We start from the raw sequence: 18,590 nt of genomic DNA, 5'->3' as shown, positions 1-18,590 counted from the left end.
CTTACGGCCGCCCCTCACTGCGGGCGGCCTGATTTCAGCAATAACCAGATAAACACCGGCGCGCCCAGAGTGGCGGTGACCACGCCAATCGGCAATTCCGCCGCCGAAAGCGCCAGACGCGCGATAATATCCGCGCCCAGCAGCGCGCTGGCCCCCGCTAACAAACAGGCCGGAAGCAGCGCGCGGTGATCGCTTAAACCACATAAGCGCAGAATATGCGGGATAACCAGACCAATAAAGCCGATCGCGCCGGCCAGCGCCACGCTGACGCCCACCAGCCAGCCGGTCGCCACCACCAGCACTTTACGCCATAGCCACAGCGGCAGCCCCAGCTGGCGTGCGGAAACCTCCCCCAGCGCTAACAGATTAAGAGGCTGCGATTGCAGGCACACCCAGGCCAGCACCGGCAGCAGGGCCAGCATCAGCCACAGCTGCTGCCAGTCCACGCCGCCAAAGCCGCCCATCATCCAGTACATCAGCTGGCGGAGATCGAAAGAGGTTGAGAAGTAGACCGCCCAGGTCATCAGCGCGCTGCATATGATACCGAGCGCCACACCCGCCAGCAGCAGGCGGCTGGTCGAGAGATGCCGCCTGGCAAAACGCAGTAAAATAAAGGTAATGACCAGCGCGCCAGCGATGGCGCACAGCCCCAGCGCCCAGCCCGGAAGCAGCCCTTTTCCCAGCAACACGGCGGCTATCAGGCCAACCCCAGCGCCGTTTGATACCCCCAGCAGCCCGGGCTCCGCCAGCGGGTTTTCAAACAGCGCCTGCATAATCGCGCCGGACAGCGCCAGCGCCGCGCCCACCAGCAGGACGGCCAGGGTGCGCGGCAAACGAATCTGCCAGATAAACAGCTCGCCTTTGGCGCTAAACCATTCACCGGGGCCAATCCACTGGTCGCCCGCGCACAGGCTGATGGTCGACGTAACCAGCAGCAGCAACGTTAATACCGCAAGCCAGCGCCGGTTGCGGCGCCGTTGAGTTTGAGCAAAGGTCAGCATAGATTTCTGAGTTGAGAAAAAGGATGTGATTGATTTTACGGTATTCGGCCAGGAAAAGAAAAAAGGCCGCATAGCGGCCTTTTTGATTAGTCAGTCCAGATCATTTCTCTCTGGGTGAAGCGTTTTCGACACGGCTTTTTAACTTCTGTCCGGGTCTGAAGGTCACCACACGCCGGGCTGTAATAGGAATATCCTCTCCCGTTTTCGGGTTACGGCCCGGGCGTTGGTTCTTATCTCGCAAATCGAAGTTGCCGAACCCGGAGAGTTTTACCTGCTCTCCGTTTTCCAGAGCGCGACGGACTTCTTCGAAAAACAACTCTACCAGCTCTTTGGCATCCCGCTTGCTAAGCCCAAGCTTATCAAACAGATATTCTGACATTTCAGCTTTTGTAAGCGCCATAGGTTCAATCCCTCAATGATGCCTGGAATCGCTCTTTCAATGCCTCTACACATTTGGCGACGGTAGCGGCAATCTCCTCTTCTTCGAGTGTACGGCTGGTATCCTGGAGGATAAGGCTGATAGCGAGGCTTTTGAAACCTTCCGCTACGCCCTTGCCGCGGTACACGTCAAATAAGTTTACGCCAACTACCTGATTTACGCCAACTTTCTTACACTCGGCTAAAACATCGGCTGCGGGAACGTTTTCTGCCACAACGACGGCGATGTCGCGACGGTTCGCCGGGAAGCGAGAAACTTCACGCGCCTGAGGCACCACGCGGTCTGCAAGCTTGTTCCACTCCAGCTCGAACACCAACGTGCGGCCGTTCAGATCCAGTTTACGTTCCAGCTCGGGATGAACAACCCCAATAAAACCAATACGTTCACCTTTCAGATAAATCGCCGCCGACTGGCCCGGATGAAGCGCATTATTGGCTTCGATGCGGAATTCGATGTCGGACAGTTTACCCGTGAGGTCGAGAACGGACTCCAGATCGCCTTTTAAATCATAGAAATCGACGGTTTCTTTTGCCAGGTTCCAGTGTTCTTCATAGCGGTTACCGCAGATGACGCCAGCCAGCATCACGTCCTGGCGAATACCCAGAGGGGCCTGCGTATCGGGAACAAAGCGTAAGCCGCTCTCAAAGATGCGGACGCGACTCTGCTGGCGATTTTGGTTGTAGACCACAGTCCCGAGCAGACCAGTCCACAATGACAGACGCATCGCCGACATTTCGCTGGAGATCGGGCTCGGCAGAATCAGCGCTTCTTCACCGGCGTGGATCCACTGCTGTACTTTCGGGTCAACAAAGCTGTAGGTAATCACTTCCTGATAGCCTTTGTCGTTGAGCAGCGTTTTCACGCGCTTAAGCGACAGATCCGCTTCGCGGTGGCTGCCCATGATCAGGCCCGCTTGCACCGGTTCGTCAGGAATATTGTTATAGCCATAGACGCGGGCAACCTCTTCGACCAGGTCTTCTTCGATCTCCATGTCGAAACGCCAGCTCGGCGCCACGGCATGCCACTCATCCTGGCCTTCGGTAACTTCACAGCCCAGACGACGCAGAATGTCGCTAACCTGCTCATCTTCAATGTGATGGCCAATCAGACGATCCAGTTTGCTGCGGCGAAGGCGGATGGTCGCAGGCTTCGGCAGAGTCGCTTCATTGGTCACGTCAATAATCGGGCCCGCTTCACCGCCGCAAATATCCATCAGCAGGCGGGTTGCGCGCTCCATTGCCTGATACTGCAGCGCGGAGTCCACGCCGCGCTCGTAGCGGTGGGAAGCATCGGTATGCAGACCATGACGGCGGGCGCGGCCGGTAATGGACAGCGGGCTGAAGAACGCGCATTCCAGCAGAACGTTTTGCGTTTCATCGTTTACGCCGGAGTGCTCGCCGCCGAAAATTCCGCCCATAGCCAGGGCTTTCTGGTGGTCAGCAATAACCAGAGTATCGGTATCCAGCTTAGCCTCGGAGCCGTCGAGCAGGACCAGGGTTTCGCCTTCATGCGCCATACGCACGATAATTCCGCCTTCAATGCGGTCTTTATCGAAGGCGTGCATCGGCTGACCGAGCTCGAGCAGAACGTAGTTGGTCACGTCAACCACGGCATCGATGGAGCGAATGCCGCAGCGGCGCAGCTTCTCTTTCATCCATAACGGCGTCGGCGCTTTGACATTAATGCCTTTTACCACACGGCCCAGGTAGCGCGGGCATGCTTCCGGCGCATCGACCTGAATTGGCAGAACGTCGTCGATGGTCGCGGCCACCGGGGCCATTTCCGGGACATTCAATGGCGCCTTGTTGAGCACGGCGACATCGCGGGCAATGCCGATAATACCCAGGCAGTCGGCACGGTTCGGCGTGACGCTGATTTCGATAGTGTTATCGTCGAGCTTCAGGTATTCGCGGATATCGGTACCCAGCGGCGCGTCGGCGGGCAGTTCAATAATACCGCTGTGATCGTCGGAGATCCCCAGTTCGGAGAAGGAGCACAGCATGCCTTCCGACGGCTCGCCGCGCAGCTTTGCCGCTTTAATTTTAAAATCGCCCGGCAGTACGGCACCGATGGTTGCAACGGCAACCTTCAGGCCCTGACGGCAGTTTGGCGCACCGCAGACGATATCCAGCAGGCGTTCGCCGCCGACGTTAATTTTTGTGACGCGCAGTTTGTCAGCATTAGGGTGCTGAGCGCACTCAACCACTTCCCCAACGACAACGCCGTTGAAGCTGCCCGCAACCGGCTCAACGCCGTCAACCTCAAGGCCGGCCATCGTTATCTGGTCCGACAGCGCTTCGCTATCGATAGCTGGGTTAACCCACTCGCGTAACCACAGTTCACTGAATTTCATTGTTCTGTCCTGCCCTTATTTAAACTGTTTGAGGAAACGCAGATCGTTTTCGAAGAACGCGCGTAAGTCGGTCACGCCGTAGCGCAGCATGGTCAGACGCTCCATACCCATGCCGAAGGCAAAGCCGGAATAGATTTCCGGATCGATACCCACGTTGCGCAGTACGTTTGGATGCACCATCCCGCAGCCGAGCACTTCCAGCCATTTCCCGTTTTTCCCCATAACGTCGACTTCGGCCGACGGCTCGGTGAACGGGAAATAGGACGGACGAAAACGAATCTGCAGATCTTCTTCAAAGAAGTTACGCAGGAAATCGTGCAGCGTTCCCTTCAGGTTGGTAAAGCTGATGTTGGTATCAACGATCAGGCCTTCCATCTGATGGAACATTGGGGTGTGGGTCTGATCGTAGTCGTTACGATAGACGCGGCCTGGCGCAATAATGCGGATCGGCGGCTGCTGGTTAGCCATGGTGCGGATCTGCACGCCTGAGGTTTGCGTACGCAGCAGGCGCGTGGCATCAAACCAGAAAGTGTCGTGGTCAGCGCGTGCCGGATGGTGGCCAGGAATATTCAGCGCATCGAAGTTATGGTAGTCATCTTCGATTTCCGGGCCAGTCGCGACGGTAAAGCCGAGCTCACCGAAGAAACTTTCAATACGATCGATGGTACGGGTCACCGGATGCAGGCCACCGTTCTCAATACGACGCCCCGGCAGAGAGACATCGATGGTCTCCGAGGCCAGGCGTGCGTTAAGAGCGGCGCTTTCAAGATCTGACTTACGCGCGTTAAGCGCCTGCTGGACCTGCTCTTTCGCTTCGTTGATAACCGCGCCGGCTGCCGGGCGCTCTTCAGCAGGCAGCTCACGCAGGGTCGTCATCTGAAGGGTCAGGAGCCCTTTTTTACCCAGGTATTCCACGCGGACATTGTCCAGCGCAGCAACATCTGATGCCTCGTTAATGGCTGCCTTCGCACTGGCAACCAGCTCTGCGAGATGTGACATGGTTTTCCTCATTATGTCGGTGCAGACACCGGTTATGGTTATTATTTTGCTTTCACTATTTCGAGCCGCAGACGGCGGATCATTCGCCATTTGACCGAATGACCCGGTCAATCCACACGTCTGGAGCTTGAAATAGAACAAGCCAGTTCAGATACAAAAAAAGCCTCCACAGTGGGAGGCTTTTTGGCGCTGTTTTCCGTTTCTTCTTTCACGCGCTAGCCTCCTGAGTTCAGGTGCTAAAGTAAAAAAAGAAGCGGAAAATAGCAGCATTCATGCTTGCATTACCTTGTCTGGTAAAAAACGTAAGATCGATATTGAAAAGCTTACGCGGATAAAAGTCAATGTATTGATAGTCTTGAAACGAAAAGAGGGAGACAAGCTCCCTCTTTCAACTGGCTTATGCCAGAGCTGCTTTCGCTTTTTCGACCAGCGCGGTGAACGCTAATTTGTCGAATACGGCGATGTCAGCCAGGATCTTACGGTCGATTTCAACAGAGGCTTTTTTCAGGCCATTGATGAATTTGCTGTAAGAAATACCGTTCTGACGTGCTGCTGCGTTGATACGCGCAATCCACAGTTGACGGAACTGACGCTTTTTCTGACGACGGTCACGATAAGCGTACTGACCAGCTTTGATAACAGCCTGGAAGGCAACGCGGTATACGCGAGAACGCGCACCGTAGTAGCCTTTAGCTTGTTTCAAAATTTTCTTGTGACGTGCACGGGCAACTACACCACGTTTTACGCGAGCCATATGTGCTCTCCTGTATCTATTCTAATTAAAAAGTTAAAAGGGTTAACGACTTATGCGTACGGCAGGCACGCGATGACCAGGCCCAGATCGCCTTTAGAAACCATGGCTTTCGGACGCAGGTGACGTTTACGCTTGGTAGCTTTTTTGGTCAGAATGTGACGCAGGTTAGCGTGCTTGTGCTTAAAACCACCTTTACCGGTTTTTTTGAAGCGCTTAGCAGCACCGCGTACGGTCTTAATTTTTGGCATTTTAATAACTTCCACTTCGCATTGTTAATAAACGAAACATAGGCGAACAACGGCTGCGGAACCCGCAGGCTCCACAGACATTGCTACTTGAAGGCCTTACTGTTTCTTCTTAGGAGCGAGCACCATGATCATCTGGCGGCCTTCGATCTTCGTTGGGAAGGATTCGACTACTGCCAGTTCACTCAGATCGTCACGGACGCGGGTAAGCACTTCCATACCGATCTGTTGGTGGGCCATCTCACGGCCGCGAAAACGCAGCGTGATCTTGGCCTTATCGCCATCTTCCAGAAAGCGAATCAGGCTGCGGAGTTTTACCTGATAATCGCCATCGTCGGTGCCAGGACGGAACTTAATTTCCTTAACCTGGATAACTTTTTGCTTTTTCTTCTGTTCCTTAGAAGACTTGCTCTTTTCATAAAGGAACTTGCCGTAGTCCATGATACGACAAACTGGCGGTTCGGCGTTAGGGCTGATTTCAACTAAATCTACTCCAGCTTCTTCAGCTTTTTCGATCGCTTCTCTCAGACTCACAATACCCAAAGCTTCGCCTTCCAGACCAGTTAAGCGAACTTCCAGGGCGCGAATCTCGCCATTAATACGATTCGGACGTGCCGTTTGAACTCGTTTTCCGCCTTTAATACCTTATTCCTCCAGTTGTTTTAGACTGCGGCTGCGAATCTCTTGTTGCAGCTTCTCGATAACTTCATTTACGTCCAGGCTGCCCAAGTCTTTGCCACGACGGGTACGCACGGCAACTTTGCCGGCTTCTACCTCTTTGTCGCCACAGACCAACATGTAAGGGACACGACGTAAAGTGTGCTCGCGGATTTTAAAGCCTATCTTCTCATTTCTCAAGTCTGCTTTTACGCGAATGCCCGCATTTTGTAGTTTACGCGTCAATTCGTTAACGTATTCAGCCTGAGAATCAGTAATATTCATGACCACAACCTGCACCGGCGCCAGCCAGCTCGGGAAGAAGCCCGCAAACTCTTCGGTCAGGATGCCAATAAAGCGCTCCAGCGAACCAAGAATCGCGCGGTGAATCATTACCGGTACCTGTCGTTCGTTATTTTCACCCACATAAGAGGCGCTTAAACGCTGCGGCAGGGAGAAGTCCAGCTGTACAGTACCGCACTGCCATGCACGATCGAGGCAGTCATACAGGGTAAATTCAATTTTCGGACCGTAGAACGCGCCTTCACCCAGTTGATACTCAAACGGGATGTTGTTCTCTTCCAGCGCCACGGCCAGATCCGCTTCAGCACGATCCCATGTCTCATCGCTACCGATGCGTTTTTCCGGGCGAGTCGACAGCTTGACGACGATTTTCTCGAAGCCAAAGGTGCTGTACATATCGTAGACCATGCGAATACAGGCGTTCACTTCATCGCGAACCTGATCTTCAGTACAGAAGATATGGGCGTCGTCCTGAGTAAAGCCACGTACGCGCATCAGGCCATGCAGCGCGCCTGACGGCTCATTACGATGGCAGCTACCGAATTCAGCCATACGCAGCGGCAGATCGCGGTAGGATTTCAGCCCCTGGTTGAAGATCTGCACGTGGCCCGGGCAGTTCATCGGCTTGATGCAGTATTCACGGTTCTCGGAAGAGGTGGTGAACATCGCATCTTTATAGTTGTCCCAGTGGCCGGTTTTTTCCCACAGCACGCGGTCCATCATAAACGGGCCTTTAACTTCCTGATACTGGTACTCTTTCAGCTTAGAACGCACAAAAGTTTCCAGTTCGCGGAAGATAGTCCAGCCGTCGTTATGCCAGAACACCATGCCCGGCGCCTCTTCCTGCATATGATACAGGTCGAGCTGCTTACCGATTTTACGGTGATCGCGCTTAGCGGCTTCTTCCAGACGCTGCAGATAGGCATTTAAGGCTTTTTTATCTGCCCATGCGGTTCCGTAGATGCGCTGCAGCATTTTATTGTTGCTATCGCCGCGCCAGTAGGCGCCAGCGGTCTTCATCAGTTTGAAATGATGACAGAAACGCATATTCGGCACGTGCGGCCCACGGCACATGTCGACATACTCTTCATGATGATACAAACCGGGTTTGTCATCATGCGCAATGTTTTCATCAAGAATGGAGACTTTATAGCTCTCGCCGCGCTTCACGAAGGTTTCACGCGCTTCGTGCCAGCTGACTTTCTTCTTAATGACGTCGTAGTTTTTCTCGGCGAGCTCGTGCATACGTTTTTCGAGCGCGTCGATATCTTCCTGGGTCAGGGTATGGTCCAGATCGACATCATAGTAGAAACCGTTGTCGACAACCGGGCCGATCGCCATCTTGGTATTTGGCCACAGCTGTTTAATCGCGTGCCCCAAAAGGTGCGCACAGGAGTGACGAATAATCTCAAGTCCATCTTCATCTTTCGCGGTGATGATAGAGAGCGTCGCGTCGTTTTCAATTAAGTCGCAGGCGTCAACCAGCTCGCCGTTGACGCGGCCGGCGATGGTGGCTTTCGCCAGACCAGGGCCAATATCCAGAGCGACGTCCATCGGGCTCACAGCGTGATCAAAATGGCGTTGGCTGCCATCAGGAAGCGTAATTACAGGCATTTCATGTCCTTATTTGCAGTGGTGCCCCACACGAAAGAGCACATACAAAACAATATAATCATAATTATCAACACGTTCAGGCCCAGTTCCCGCTTCACTCTGCGAAAATATGTGCACGCTCGTTCACCGACGCGTACCCACCTGCAGCCGCCTGTTGATAACACCGACGGTTAGTTTACACATCATTAGTGCGTGATAAAAGTCACATGAGACTAAATGGTTATTGTTGATGGAAAAAAAAGGTCGCGGCGCAACAAACACAGCGTAATTGCTGCGGAACCGTGCGGCAAAAGAGCGCGGCAGGACGATATGACGCATAAAGAATATTTATGCTTTCACATCAATTATGCATGTTTAACACAAAGTACGGAAAGCAAAACCGGTACGGCATTACCCGGTTTGCTGCTTCACGAAATAATTAAAGGATGATGTTCAAGTACAATGAAATATCAGGACCATTCGCCGGCGACAAGTTTATGAACATCAAAAGCATCATTCATTGACTGCCCGGTAGACTGTGAGCCTGGCGCTATGTTGGAGCCTGCTTCGACATCGGTAGCTTTGGCGATACCAACTTGGGTATGCTCGTTATTACCCGGCTGCGGTGCGGGAGCGGCGGCAAATGCGCCAAAAGACAGCGTGCACAGCATCACGGCCGCGAGTGCGATTTTGCTATTTCTCATGATAGTCATTCTCTTATTTGTTTCAGATAAATAGAACGGCGTCGTTATCGCCGCCTGTGTGCAACAGTATAGATCCAGATCACATTTTTGTCCGACCCAATATTTATCTTTTCGTGTCAAATTAACTGCATATTTGCCAGCAAAATAGCAATTGTGGGGAAATTATGAAGACGATTTCTTTTTATAAAAAACAAAACGAGAGACCAAAAATAATAATGCCACTTATTGCCAAATTTAAAACAATCAGGCCAGAATATCTGGCCTGAAATATTACATTTTATAACCGAGCGATAGCGTGGTACGGCGATCGGTGTGTTCCGGCGCCGATGACGGCGGCTCAGAGTTCCACGTCAGGTTATAGGCGACCTTGAGAGCAAAGTGAGCATTAATGGCAACGTTCAGCGCGCTTTCGGAGTTCAGCGTCGTATCTTCAGCGCCGAATACCGAAACACCTTGCGTAAATTTGGCGTTATCGGTCATCTGCCAGGCGTAAGTGCCGGAAGCATAGCCCAACGGCTGAGTATCAGTATCGCCGTCGGTATACTCGTCGTAGCGTACGCCAGGACCAAATTCAAAACGCAGGCTGTGTACCGGTCCGTTCATAATCTGTCGACCATAACCTGCGGTAAACACATCCCGCTGCTGATAACCATTGTAACGATCCGTCAGCCAGCTGGCCTGGCCAAATATATAGTTCTGGTCAGTCAGGTTGTAACGACTACGTCCCCCCACCGCGTACCTTTCCGAAGAGCGCTGATCGTTTGACGACGTATTGCTGGCATTCCCCCACAGCGACCATGCGGTGGTATTGCCATACCAGGTCAACGTGGAGTCGGCGGTCATTGAGGAACTTTTCGTATTGCCGGACTGCGCCAGATAACCGGCGTTAACAGTACCTTCGAAAGGTTTTTTAGCAGAAGATGGGTCATCCATGACAGTAAAAACGGAATCATCGGCCATTGCGCACGCAGACGCAAAAAGCCCTCCCGCGAGCAACGCCGCTGCGGGTACTGTCTTCAAAAGCTTCATTTAATTTTAAGTCCGTACAACCTATAAGGAGACCTGGAGGGTCCCGGGAGCTTTCGCGAGGATCGCGGATAGCCGGTCCTAAGAAAGGGAGTAAATTATAAAAAAGCACGATTAACTTAGCAATCAATTACTCTTTCATTTTTTGTATAAGACGCTTCTCAAAACAATTTTTATTTCATAAAGATAAAAAGAGGTTGCGTTGTATAAGTGGCGCGTCGCTTCCCCTTCCCTCCTTTAAGTGCCATGCTTAAAACCAGAGCAGCTAAATTCGTATTATGGAGGAAACTGGATGACCAAAATCTATACGCTCACGTTAGCCCCCTCGCTCGATAGCGCAACCCAGACCCCGCAAATTTACCCGGAAGGCAAACTGCGCTGTAGCGCTCCCGTGTTTGAACCTGGCGGCGGCGGAATTAACGTTGCGCGAGCCATCACTTTTCTTGGCGGCAGCGCCACAGCCATCTTTCCCGTCGGCGGGGCGACAGGCGAACACCTGACGGCGCTGCTGACGGATGAACATGTTCCCGTCGATACGGTAGAGACCCATGACTGGACGCGGCAGAATCTTCACGTGCATGTGAACGCCAGCGGCGAGCAATATCGTTTCGTGATGCCGGGCGCAGCGTTAACTAAGGAGGAGCTCCTGCTCCTTGAGGAAAAAGTCCTCGCCATCGCCCCGGGTTCCCTGCTGGTGATTAGCGGAAGTCTCCCGCCCGGCATCAGCGTCGATAATCTGACGCAGCTGGTCAAAAACGCTCAGCAGCATGGATTGCGCTGTATTGTTGATAGTTCCGGTGACGCGCTCGCCGCAGCGCTTGATGTCGGTAATATCGAGCTGGTTAAGCCGAACCAGAAAGAGCTTAGCGCTCTGGTACAGCGGGATCTGAGCCAGCCGGATGATGTGCGTCTTGCGGCGCAGGAGCTCATTCGGTCGGGCAAAGTCCAGCGTGTCGTCGTCTCCCTCGGCGCCCAGGGTGCGCTCGGCGTTGATGCCCAGGGTAGCGTTCAGGTAGTACCGCCGCCGATGAAAAGCCAGAGCACCGTCGGCGCCGGTGACAGTATGGTCGGCGCAATGACCTTAAGGCTGGCGGAAAACGCCTCGCTTGAAGATATGGTTCGCTTTGGCGTTGCGGCGGGTAGTGCGGCAACCATCAATCAGGGCACCCGCCTTTGCTCGCTGGATAATACGCAAAAAATCTACACCTATCTGCGCGGTTGATAACGCTTTCGCTCCCTCTGGGAAGACAGAGGGAGTCGCCAAATCAGCATGATGGTCTATGCTAAAAATGCCATGGATAACAACGGGGTGAAAAATGAGTAGCGAAATTATTGCCTGGGTCGTCACGGTTCGTTTTCACGAAGAGACGTTAACCGAAATTAACGAACTCAGTAATCACCTCACCCGCGCCGGATTTACCCTCGTCTTAAACGATGATGAAGGGAACGTCCACGAGCTCGGCACCAACACCTTCGGCCTGCTTTCTATGCAGAATGCCGAGGAAGTCAACGCCTTAAGCGCAGGTTTAGCCGAAACCGCGCTGGGAAGACCCGTCGACGTCACCGTGGTCACATTCAGCGAGTGGTTAAAAGCTCAATAAGTGCGATTGACGCAACGGAAAACGTCCAGTTGTGCGTCAGTTCGAGTTTTACGCCGGGTTTATGCGCTAACCTTATGAAATGTTGGAAAACATGGGGAGAGACGGCATGTGGCAAGCTATCAGCAATTTGTTACGCGATTTGCATACCGAAGCAGCTGAAATCGAACTGCGAAACGAACTACCCGGTGGAGAGATACACGCTGCCTGGCATTTACGCTATGGCGGGCGAGATTACTTCGTAAAATGCGACGAACGCGAGCTGTTACCCATCTTCACGGCCGAGGCAGACCAGCTTGAACTACTGTCGCGCAGTAAAACGGTGAACGTACCGCAGGTTTTTGCCGTGGGCAGCGATCGAGATTACAGCTTTCTGGTGATGGAATACCTCCCTCCTCGCCCGCTGGATGCGCACAACGCTTTCCTGTTAGGCCAGCAAATTGCCCATTTACATCAGTGGAGCGACCAACCTCAGTTTGGTCTGGATTTTGACAACGACCTCTCCACCACCCCCCAGCCGAACGCCTGGCAGCGTCGCTGGTCAACTTTCTTTGCCGAACAGCGCATCGGCTGGCAGCTGGAACTCGCCGCCGAGAAAGGCCTGCATTTTGGTGATATCGATCATCTTGTTGATATTGTTCAGCAACGGCTGAGCAGTCATCAGCCGCAGCCGTCGCTGCTTCACGGTGACTTATGGTCCGGTAACTGCGCACTCGGGCCAAACGGGCCCTATATTTTCGACCCCGCCTGCTACTGGGGCGATCGTGAATGCGATTTGGCAATGCTCCCGCTGCATCCGGAACAGCCGCCGCAAATCTATGACGGCTATCAGTCCGTATCACCTCTGCCGTCCGGCTTTCTCGAGCGGCAGCCCATCTACCAGCTCTATACGCTGCTGAATCGGGCGATTCTGTTTGGCGGACAGCATCTGGTGACGGCGCAGAAAGCGCTTGATGAGGTGTTCATGGATAAGGCCCCTTAAGGGGCCTTGTTTTTGAGGATTAGCTAATTTGTACGCCTTTCAGACGGAACTGAATGGTCATGGTAATGCCGGTTCCCGGTTTACCCGGTTCATAGCGCCATTTACGTAAAGCGTTTTTCACTTCACGCTCAAACATATTGGCAGGCTGGGCGGAGAGGATCTGCACGTTGTCCACGCGCCCGTCCGGCGTGACGTCAAACTTAACCCGCACGTTTCCTTCAATACGCAGCGCCTGGGCACGAGCCGGATAGCTCGGCTCTCCGCGGCTTAGCGCCCGCGGCCCGGAAGGCGCCGTCACGGTGGGTTTAGCGGTCGCGGCTGAGGTGCTCGGCGCGGTGCGCGCCGGCGCCGTATTTGTATTTTCAAACGGCGAGGCCGGGCGCGTTTCCGCCGGTTTTACATCACGCTTCGGTTGTTCGACCTTTTTTTCCGGCTTCGGTTTAGGCTTTGGCTTCGGTTTTGGCTTTGGTTTATGGATAACAACCGGCGCCTCTTTTGGCGGTTCAGGCATCACTTCCGGTTCCGGTTCTGGCTCCGGTTCAACAACGGGCTCAACGACCGGCTGAGCCGCCTGAGGCGGTTCCAGATCTGCCGGGGCCACCATAGTGATTTCAATGGGCTGTGAGGGTGCCGGCCGTTCAATAACCTGATGTACCGAAGTATAGAGCAACCCCGCGATAACACCGCCGTGGATAACCACAGACAGTAGCGTAGGCCACGGAAAGCGGCGAGGTAAATCAAAGGTCATTGCGCTCATAGTCGTTTCTGTTGAAAAATGATGCCCCGATTTTAAATGCAAATAGCAATCATATTCAACTAGGGTTGTTGGCTTGTATCAAAATTTGCCCTGTTTTCTGACAAAAAGCCCCCGGGACGTGGCATTCTGGGGATCGTGATCATCTTTGCATTGCAGTCAACGACGGTTTCACTTAACGTGATTCGCCAATTTATTGATAAGGAGCCATGCCGTGCTTTACGTTATCTACGCTGAAGATATCGCCGACTCTCTGGAAAAACGGACATCGGTACGTCCCGCCCATCTGGCGCGTTTGCAATTATTACATGATGAAGGTCGTTTACTGACCGCCGGCCCAATGCCTGCCGTAGACAGTAATGAACCCGGCGCGGCGGGCTTCACCGGCTCAACGGTCATTGCGGAATTTGAATCGCTGGAAGCGGCGCAATCATGGGCCAATGACGATCCCTATATCGCCGCAGGGGTTTATCAGAAAGTCTCGGTGAAACCGTATAAAAAGGTTTTTTAGCATATAAAATGCTTAAGCAATAAGAACGCGGTTAAAATTTAATCTATGGCGATCGTTCATTAGAGGACGTTTCTAAGTACGCGAGTACGGAATGGTCGCCATCCTTATGTCTCTCCACTTCCCCGGTTCTGCATTCCGTTCTCTTTAGGACGCGCCCTGATGATAGCCATTTGCCGGCAGTGCATCAGCACCGCCGACTTTCTATGGTTAATTACCTGTTGGACTTCAGCGTTCCCTTAAGACCATGCGGTTCTGAGCGAAGATACTGCGGCGGAACGCTCACCTGAGCGCCCAGGGCTGCCGCGGCATGCCATGGCCAGTGCGGATTGTAGAGCACGGCGCGGGCAATGGCGATGAGGTCGGCGTCGCCATTTTGTAGCGCCTCTTCCGCCTGCTGCGCTTCCGTCACCAGACCCACACCGATCACCGGGATATTCACCTTCTCGCGGATTTCACGCGCGAACGGCAGCTGATAGCCGGGCCCCACCTGAATCGCCTGATGAGGCGACAGCCCGCCGCTGGAAACATGAATATAGTCGCAGCCAAGCGCCTCAAGCTGCTGGCTGAAGATAATCGATTGTGCGTTATCCCAGCCGCCATCCACCCAGTCTGTTGCTGAAAGTCGGACGCCCACCGCGATGTCCTGACTGACGGCCTCACGGATGGCCCGGAATATCTCGAGCGGAAAACGCAAACGGTTCTCCAGCGAGCCGCCGTATTCGTCGGTACGCTGGTTACTGAGCGGTGAAAGGAACTGGTGCAACAGGTAACCATGCGCGGCATGCAGTTCAATCAATTCAATACCCATCCGCTCAGCGCGTCTGGCGCTGTCTACGAATGACTGCTTGATGCGTTTCATGTGGTCCTGAGTAAGTTCAACCGGAGGTCGTTCACCTTCACCATAGGCCAGCGCTGATGGCGCAACCGTGTCCCATCCGCCAGAATCATGCGCCAGCTGGTATCCCCCCAGCCAGGGGGCTGCGGAAGAGGCTTTTCGTCCGGCATGGCCCAGCTGGATACCGATGGGGATTGAAGCGTATTGGCGGATATCGTTCAGCACAGTGCGTAATGCGGCTTCCGTTTCGTCATTCCATAAGCCCAGATCAGCCGGGGTAATGCGTCCGGCGGGCTCTACAGCGCTGGCTTCGATAATCAGTAAGCCCGCACCGGAAAAAGCCAGTTGTCCAAGATGGATACGATGCCATGCCGTGGCCATGCCATTGTCGGCGGAGTACTGGCACATTGGCGCAATGACAATACGGTTCTCAAGTTCCAGCTTACCGATTCGCACCGGACTAAAAAGTTGACTCATAGATACCTCTCAATAATAGAAGCCTTACGGACATTATAAGTAGCATGTGTTGATGCATGGCACTTCCCGTTTTTTGCGTTTATACGCGTTGGGCCAGTCTTATGAGGTATGGCGCGATGCGACTTCCTGCCCGCCGCTGCTGATGCAAACAATAACGCAGGAGCCTGTGAGAAACCGGGTTTCGCCGGCAGAAGAAAGAGAGATGACAGTCTAAGAATGTATGCTAAGAACGAAACGCTGATAAAACAGAGGCACCGCGAGCGGTGCCTTTTGTTTCGACTCTCAACATTCAGAGAAGGTGAACAGCAGAGAGTGACGTTGCCGTTTAACCAGCTCCTTTCTGATGGAGAGGATGCGCATATTACGACGCGACTGGCCTTCCAGCCAGCGTGCTTTACGGCGACTCACCTGCCGAAGCATGCGCCAGCGCCCTACTTCCGTTCTACTACGCTTCATTGCAACTACTCTACAAGTAAAAACAGCCTGCATTATAGACCGATGAATCTGGCTAACCAACGCTTTCGCTGCGTTTTTATTTGCCAGATGGATGATGATGCGTAAACTCATGTCATCAAGTCATTCAAAAGGATTTTTCATCTATGACAACCTTTTACACGGTGGTGAACTGGCTGGTTATACTCGGTTACTGGCTACTTATCGCCGGTGTAACATTACGGATATTAATGAAAAGGCGCGCGGTCCCGTCAGCGATGGCATGGCTGCTTGTCATTTATATTCTTCCCCTGGTGGGCATTATCGCCTATCTCTCTTTTGGCGAACTGCATCTGGGTAAACGCCGCGCCGAACGCGCGCGGGCCATGTGGCCCTCAACGGCCAAGTGGTTAAAGGACCTCAAAGCCTGCAAGCATATCTTTGCCGAGGAGAATAGTCCGGTCGCGGAATCCTTGTTCAAGCTCTGCGAACGTCGGCAGGGCATTGGCGGCGTCAAAGGCAATCAGCTCCAGCTGCTCACCGAATCCGATGACGTCATGCAGGCGCTCATCCGCGATATCCAGCTCGCTCGTCACAATATTGAGATGGTGTTCTATATCTGGCAGCCCGGCGGCATGGCCGATCAGGTCGCCGAGTCATTGATGGCGGCGGCAAGGCGCGGCGTACACTGCCGGCTGATGCTCGACTCCGCCGGGAGCGTGGCGTTTTTCCGTAGCCCCTGGGCCGCCATGATGCGTAATGCCGGCATTGAAGTCGTCGAAGCCCTGAAGGTCAACCTGATGCGCGTCTTTTTGCGCCGTATGGACCTGCGTCAGCATCGTAAAATGGTCATGATCGATAACTATATTGCCTATACCGGCAGTATGAACCTGGTCGACCCGCGTTTCTTTAAGCAGGACTCCGGCGTTGGCCAGTGGATCGATCTGATGGCGCGAATGGAAGGTCCGGTAGCGACAGCGATGGGCATTGTCTACTCCTGCGACTGGGAGATTGAAACCGGCAAACGTATTTTACCGCCGCCGCCGGACGCGAATATTATGCCGTTCGAAGAGGCCAGCGGGCACACAATTCACACTATCGCCTCGGGTCCGGGTTTTCCGGAAGATTTGATCCATCAGGCTCTGCTAACTGCCGCCTACGCGGCCAAAGAGCATTTGATCATGACGACCCCCTACTTTGTGCCCAGCGACGACCTTTTGCATGCCATCTGTACCGCCGCCCAGCGCGGCGTCGATGTCAGCATCATCCTGCCGCGCAAAAACGATTCGCTGCTGGTGGGCTGGGCCAGTCGCGCCTTCTTTACCGAGCTGCTGGCTGCCGGGGTGAAGATTTATCAGTTTGAAGGCGGTCTGCTGCATACTAAGAGCGTGCTGGTTGACGGCGAACTTAGCCTTGTGGGCACCGTTAACCTCGATATGCGCAGCCTGTGGCTCAACTTCGAGATTACGCTGGTGATTGACGATGCCGGATTTGGCAGCGATCTGGCCGCGGTGCAGGACGATTACATCTCCCGCTCGCGCCTGCTGGACGCCAGGCTGTGGTTAAAACGTCCGCTGTGGCAGCGGATCGCCGAGCGACTGTTTTACTTCTTCAGTCCGTTGCTGTAAAACGTGCCAATCAGATGTTTAATGGGTAGCAATCATGGATATGGATTTAAACAATCGCCTGACCGAAGACGAAACGCTTGAACAGGCTTACGACATTTTCCTCGAACTGGCCGTCGACAACCTCGATCCGGCGGATGTCATTCTGTTCAACCTGCAGTTTGAAGAACGCGGCGGCGCCGAGCTCTTCGATCCGGCGCCTGACTGGGAAGAGCACGTCGATTTTGACCTCAACCCTGACTTCTTTGCTGAAGTGGTCATTGGTCTGGCCGATGAAGATGGCGGCGAAATTAACGATATTTTTGCGCGCGTGCTGCTGTGCCGTGATAAAGACCACAAGCTCTGTCATATCCTGTGGCGCGAATAAGCTCTTTCTTAAGCAAATAGCTTATATATAAAAGAAGAAGCCTGCCTGAGTTAACCAGGGCAGGCTTTTTTAGTTATTCAGGCAGTTCGCTGCCGCAAGCGTTGCAGTAGCGAGCGTCTTTTTCATGAACGTTATGCTGACAATGCGGACACTGGCGCTGAGTCCGGCGATTCTGAAATGCGGTGGTCATATGGCTGGTAATTAAGCCGGTGGGGATCGCAATAATCGAGTAGCCAATCAAGATAAGAATGGAGGCCAAAATTCGCCCCAGCGGCGTATGCGGCGTAATATCGCCATACCCTACCGTGGTTATCGTCACTATCGCCCAGTAAACCGACGCGTTCAGCGTAGTGAAACCGTATCGCGGCCCCTCAACCAGATACATCAGGGAGCCAAAGATCACCATTACGATGGCAATAAAAGAATAGAACAGGATCAGCTGGTGGCGAGCGCTGACGATAGCAGCCCAGAAAATATTCAACGACGGCATAAAGCGCAGCAGCTTAAGGATACGCAACGCGCGAATAGCGCGCATGGCCCGCCAGGCAAACACATACTCAATACTGATCTCGGGCCATAGCCACATAACGTAAAGCGGTAAAATGGTGGCCAGGTCAATAATGCCCCAGAAGCTGAAAATATACTTTAGCGGATTCGGCCAGCTGATAATGCGCAGAAAATACTCAAAGGTAAAAACCGCCGTCACGACAAGTTCGAGCCAGACGAAAATATGCCATTCGTCTAAGGTCAGATGATATTGCGTTCCGAGCCCGGACTCGATAAATATCACCAGCACGCTAAGCAGGGCAAATACGCCGCAAAGTCCCTCGAAATGCCGACCGGATCGTCGGTTTTGATCGAAGAGTAAATGATACAGCCGCAGACGAGCGGCATGAATATGAAAAGCCACGTTAACCTCGCTAAAAAAAGGGCTG

General features: G+C 53.4%; 22 protein-coding genes and 1 other annotated feature. Of the genes, 7 read left to right on the top strand and 15 right to left on the bottom strand.

Translation table 11 applies throughout. From position 1 onward, the window contains the following. Positions 1–14: 14 nt before the first annotated feature. The 9 genes from btuC to thrS all read right to left on the bottom strand — a co-directional run bounded on the left by btuC (position 15) and on the right by thrS (position 8,365). Positions 15–1,001 carry a vitamin B12 ABC transporter permease BtuC gene (btuC, locus tag ABLU67_RS22110; RefSeq protein WP_009653750.1) on the bottom strand — a complete coding sequence of 329 codons (987 nt, stop codon included), beginning with the start codon at positions 999–1,001 and terminating at the stop codon, positions 15–17. Positions 1,002–1,101: 100 nt separating this feature from the next. Continuing rightward, positions 1,102–1,401 carry an integration host factor subunit alpha gene (ihfA, locus tag ABLU67_RS22105; RefSeq protein WP_004851790.1) on the bottom strand — a complete coding sequence of 100 codons (300 nt, stop codon included), beginning with the start codon at positions 1,399–1,401 and terminating at the stop codon, positions 1,102–1,104. Between the two features lie 4 nt (positions 1,402–1,405). Next, entirely contained in the window at positions 1,406–3,793 is a 2,388-nt protein-coding gene (gene pheT / locus ABLU67_RS22100; RefSeq protein ID WP_046877616.1) for a phenylalanine--tRNA ligase subunit beta, read from the bottom strand. Between the two features lie 15 nt (positions 3,794–3,808). Beyond that, positions 3,809–4,792: a phenylalanine--tRNA ligase subunit alpha gene (gene pheS, locus ABLU67_RS22095; protein ID WP_004851795.1), complete on the bottom strand. Its 984-nt coding sequence runs from the start codon at positions 4,790–4,792 to the stop codon at positions 3,809–3,811. A 153-nt stretch (positions 4,793–4,945) separates the two neighbouring features. Next, positions 4,946–5,071 (bottom strand) — a sequence feature (Phe leader region). Next, positions 5,022–5,066 carry a pheST operon leader peptide PheM gene (pheM, locus tag ABLU67_RS22090; RefSeq protein ID WP_001386830.1) on the bottom strand — a complete coding sequence of 15 codons (45 nt, stop codon included), beginning with the start codon at positions 5,064–5,066 and terminating at the stop codon, positions 5,022–5,024. It overlaps the preceding feature by 45 nt. A gap of 118 nt (positions 5,072–5,189) precedes the next feature. Continuing rightward, the gene (gene rplT, locus ABLU67_RS22085) at positions 5,190–5,546 is read right to left on the bottom strand and encodes a 50S ribosomal protein L20 (protein WP_004102963.1); all 357 of its coding nucleotides are present in this window, start codon (positions 5,544–5,546) and stop codon (positions 5,190–5,192) included. A 50-nt stretch (positions 5,547–5,596) separates the two neighbouring features. Then, a complete protein-coding gene (gene rpmI, locus ABLU67_RS22080) occupies positions 5,597–5,794 on the bottom strand; it encodes a 50S ribosomal protein L35 (protein WP_001124225.1) in 198 nt (65 codons plus the stop codon). Positions 5,795–5,890: 96 nt separating this feature from the next. Further along, the gene (infC, locus tag ABLU67_RS22075; protein ID WP_052746887.1) at positions 5,891–6,433 is read right to left on the bottom strand and encodes a translation initiation factor IF-3; all 543 of its coding nucleotides are present in this window, start codon (positions 6,431–6,433) and stop codon (positions 5,891–5,893) included. A 3-nt stretch (positions 6,434–6,436) separates the two neighbouring features. Then, on the bottom strand, positions 6,437–8,365 hold the full coding sequence (gene thrS, locus ABLU67_RS22070; protein WP_004102966.1) for a threonine--tRNA ligase: 1,929 nt from the start codon (positions 8,363–8,365) through the stop codon (positions 6,437–6,439). 216 nt (positions 8,366–8,581) lie between these two features. Between thrS and ABLU67_RS22065 the strand changes: the two genes are divergently transcribed. After that, entirely contained in the window at positions 8,582–8,794 is a 213-nt protein-coding gene (locus ABLU67_RS22065; RefSeq protein WP_185220222.1) for a hypothetical protein, read from the top strand. A 20-nt stretch (positions 8,795–8,814) separates the two neighbouring features. Here ABLU67_RS22065 and ABLU67_RS22060 read toward each other — a convergent pair whose 3' ends face one another. Together ABLU67_RS22060 and ABLU67_RS22055 are read right to left on the bottom strand one after the other, a co-directional pair. After that, positions 8,815–9,048 (bottom strand): hypothetical protein, encoded by a 234-nt coding sequence (locus ABLU67_RS22060; RefSeq protein WP_004851800.1) that lies wholly within the window; start codon positions 9,046–9,048, stop codon positions 8,815–8,817. A gap of 270 nt (positions 9,049–9,318) precedes the next feature. Further along, positions 9,319–10,077 (bottom strand): YdiY family protein, encoded by a 759-nt coding sequence (locus tag ABLU67_RS22055; protein ID WP_004851801.1) that lies wholly within the window; start codon positions 10,075–10,077, stop codon positions 9,319–9,321. Between the two features lie 289 nt (positions 10,078–10,366). On the opposite strand from ABLU67_RS22055, the gene pfkB reads away from it, so the two are divergent. The 3 genes from pfkB (at position 10,367) to ABLU67_RS22040 (ending at position 12,654) form a co-directional block, all read left to right on the top strand. Beyond that, positions 10,367–11,296 (top strand): 6-phosphofructokinase II, encoded by a 930-nt coding sequence (gene pfkB, locus ABLU67_RS22050; protein ID WP_185220048.1) that lies wholly within the window; start codon positions 10,367–10,369, stop codon positions 11,294–11,296. Positions 11,297–11,390: 94 nt separating this feature from the next. Next, positions 11,391–11,675 (top strand): type V toxin-antitoxin system endoribonuclease antitoxin GhoS, encoded by a 285-nt coding sequence (gene ghoS, locus ABLU67_RS22045; RefSeq protein ID WP_009653733.1) that lies wholly within the window; start codon positions 11,391–11,393, stop codon positions 11,673–11,675. Positions 11,676–11,781: 106 nt separating this feature from the next. Next, on the top strand, positions 11,782–12,654 hold the full coding sequence (locus tag ABLU67_RS22040) for a fructosamine kinase family protein (RefSeq protein ID WP_004851808.1): 873 nt from the start codon (positions 11,782–11,784) through the stop codon (positions 12,652–12,654). A 19-nt stretch (positions 12,655–12,673) separates the two neighbouring features. On the opposite strand, the gene tonB is transcribed toward ABLU67_RS22040, so the two are convergent. Then, positions 12,674–13,411, bottom strand: coding sequence for a TonB system transport protein TonB (gene tonB / locus ABLU67_RS22035; RefSeq protein WP_196096551.1), 738 nt, complete (start codon positions 13,409–13,411; stop codon positions 12,674–12,676). A gap of 211 nt (positions 13,412–13,622) precedes the next feature. On the opposite strand from tonB, the gene ABLU67_RS22030 reads away from it, so the two are divergent. Continuing rightward, positions 13,623–13,919 carry a YciI family protein gene (locus ABLU67_RS22030; protein WP_004103089.1) on the top strand — a complete coding sequence of 99 codons (297 nt, stop codon included), beginning with the start codon at positions 13,623–13,625 and terminating at the stop codon, positions 13,917–13,919. Positions 13,920–14,130: 211 nt separating this feature from the next. Here the strand turns inward: ABLU67_RS22030 and ABLU67_RS22025 are convergent, their stop codons facing one another. Continuing rightward, positions 14,131–15,231 (bottom strand): NADH:flavin oxidoreductase/NADH oxidase, encoded by a 1,101-nt coding sequence (locus ABLU67_RS22025; protein ID WP_064358136.1) that lies wholly within the window; start codon positions 15,229–15,231, stop codon positions 14,131–14,133. 282 nt (positions 15,232–15,513) lie between these two features. Continuing rightward, positions 15,514–15,687: a YciY family protein gene (locus ABLU67_RS22020; protein ID WP_004851815.1), complete on the bottom strand. Its 174-nt coding sequence runs from the start codon at positions 15,685–15,687 to the stop codon at positions 15,514–15,516. A 143-nt stretch (positions 15,688–15,830) separates the two neighbouring features. Between ABLU67_RS22020 and cls the strand changes: the two genes are divergently transcribed. Both cls and ABLU67_RS22010 read left to right on the top strand, forming a co-directional pair. Continuing rightward, entirely contained in the window at positions 15,831–17,291 is a 1,461-nt protein-coding gene (gene cls / locus ABLU67_RS22015) for a cardiolipin synthase (RefSeq protein WP_009653730.1), read from the top strand. A gap of 34 nt (positions 17,292–17,325) precedes the next feature. Then, a complete protein-coding gene (locus ABLU67_RS22010) occupies positions 17,326–17,655 on the top strand; it encodes an HI1450 family dsDNA-mimic protein (protein WP_048262496.1) in 330 nt (109 codons plus the stop codon). A gap of 73 nt (positions 17,656–17,728) precedes the next feature. Here ABLU67_RS22010 and ABLU67_RS22005 read toward each other — a convergent pair whose 3' ends face one another. Then, positions 17,729–18,565, bottom strand: a complete 837-nt coding sequence (locus ABLU67_RS22005) for an ion transporter (RefSeq protein ID WP_029946974.1) — start codon at positions 18,563–18,565, stop codon at positions 17,729–17,731. Positions 18,566–18,590: the final 25 nt, after the last annotated feature.

Source organism: Klebsiella sp. GN_Kp190, from assembly GCF_040061795.1.
GTDB lineage: Bacteria > Pseudomonadota > Gammaproteobacteria > Enterobacterales > Enterobacteriaceae > Klebsiella > Klebsiella michiganensis.
This window is presented reverse-complemented; position numbering and strand designations above follow the sequence as displayed.

What these genes read in the sequence shown, in the direction of transcription:
- ABLU67_RS22065 (WP_185220222.1), top strand. Translation starts at nt 8,582, where the DNA reads ATGGTTATTGTTGATGGAAAAAAAAGGTCGCGGCGCAACAAACACAGC.
- pheT (WP_046877616.1), bottom strand. Translation starts at nt 3,793, where the DNA reads ATGAAATTCAGTGAACTGTGGTTACGCGAGTGGGTTAACCCAGCTATC.
- ABLU67_RS22010 (WP_048262496.1), top strand. Translation starts at nt 17,326, where the DNA reads ATGGATATGGATTTAAACAATCGCCTGACCGAAGACGAAACGCTTGAA.
- ABLU67_RS22020 (WP_004851815.1), bottom strand. Translation starts at nt 15,687, where the DNA reads ATGAAGCGTAGTAGAACGGAAGTAGGGCGCTGGCGCATGCTTCGGCAG.
- ihfA (WP_004851790.1), bottom strand. Translation starts at nt 1,401, where the DNA reads ATGGCGCTTACAAAAGCTGAAATGTCAGAATATCTGTTTGATAAGCTT.
- ghoS (WP_009653733.1), top strand. Translation starts at nt 11,391, where the DNA reads ATGAGTAGCGAAATTATTGCCTGGGTCGTCACGGTTCGTTTTCACGAA.
- btuC (WP_009653750.1), bottom strand. Translation starts at nt 1,001, where the DNA reads ATGCTGACCTTTGCTCAAACTCAACGGCGCCGCAACCGGCGCTGGCTT.
- ABLU67_RS22060 (WP_004851800.1), bottom strand. Translation starts at nt 9,048, where the DNA reads ATGAGAAATAGCAAAATCGCACTCGCGGCCGTGATGCTGTGCACGCTG.
- cls (WP_009653730.1), top strand. Translation starts at nt 15,831, where the DNA reads ATGACAACCTTTTACACGGTGGTGAACTGGCTGGTTATACTCGGTTAC.
- thrS (WP_004102966.1), bottom strand. Translation starts at nt 8,365, where the DNA reads ATGCCTGTAATTACGCTTCCTGATGGCAGCCAACGCCATTTTGATCAC.
- pfkB (WP_185220048.1), top strand. Translation starts at nt 10,367, where the DNA reads ATGACCAAAATCTATACGCTCACGTTAGCCCCCTCGCTCGATAGCGCA.
- ABLU67_RS22025 (WP_064358136.1), bottom strand. Translation starts at nt 15,231, where the DNA reads ATGAGTCAACTTTTTAGTCCGGTGCGAATCGGTAAGCTGGAACTTGAG.
- ABLU67_RS22055 (WP_004851801.1), bottom strand. Translation starts at nt 10,077, where the DNA reads ATGAAGCTTTTGAAGACAGTACCCGCAGCGGCGTTGCTCGCGGGAGGG.
- rplT (WP_004102963.1), bottom strand. Translation starts at nt 5,546, where the DNA reads ATGGCTCGCGTAAAACGTGGTGTAGTTGCCCGTGCACGTCACAAGAAA.
- pheS (WP_004851795.1), bottom strand. Translation starts at nt 4,792, where the DNA reads ATGTCACATCTCGCAGAGCTGGTTGCCAGTGCGAAGGCAGCCATTAAC.
- tonB (WP_196096551.1), bottom strand. Translation starts at nt 13,411, where the DNA reads ATGAGCGCAATGACCTTTGATTTACCTCGCCGCTTTCCGTGGCCTACG.
- ABLU67_RS22040 (WP_004851808.1), top strand. Translation starts at nt 11,782, where the DNA reads ATGTGGCAAGCTATCAGCAATTTGTTACGCGATTTGCATACCGAAGCA.
- rpmI (WP_001124225.1), bottom strand. Translation starts at nt 5,794, where the DNA reads ATGCCAAAAATTAAGACCGTACGCGGTGCTGCTAAGCGCTTCAAAAAA.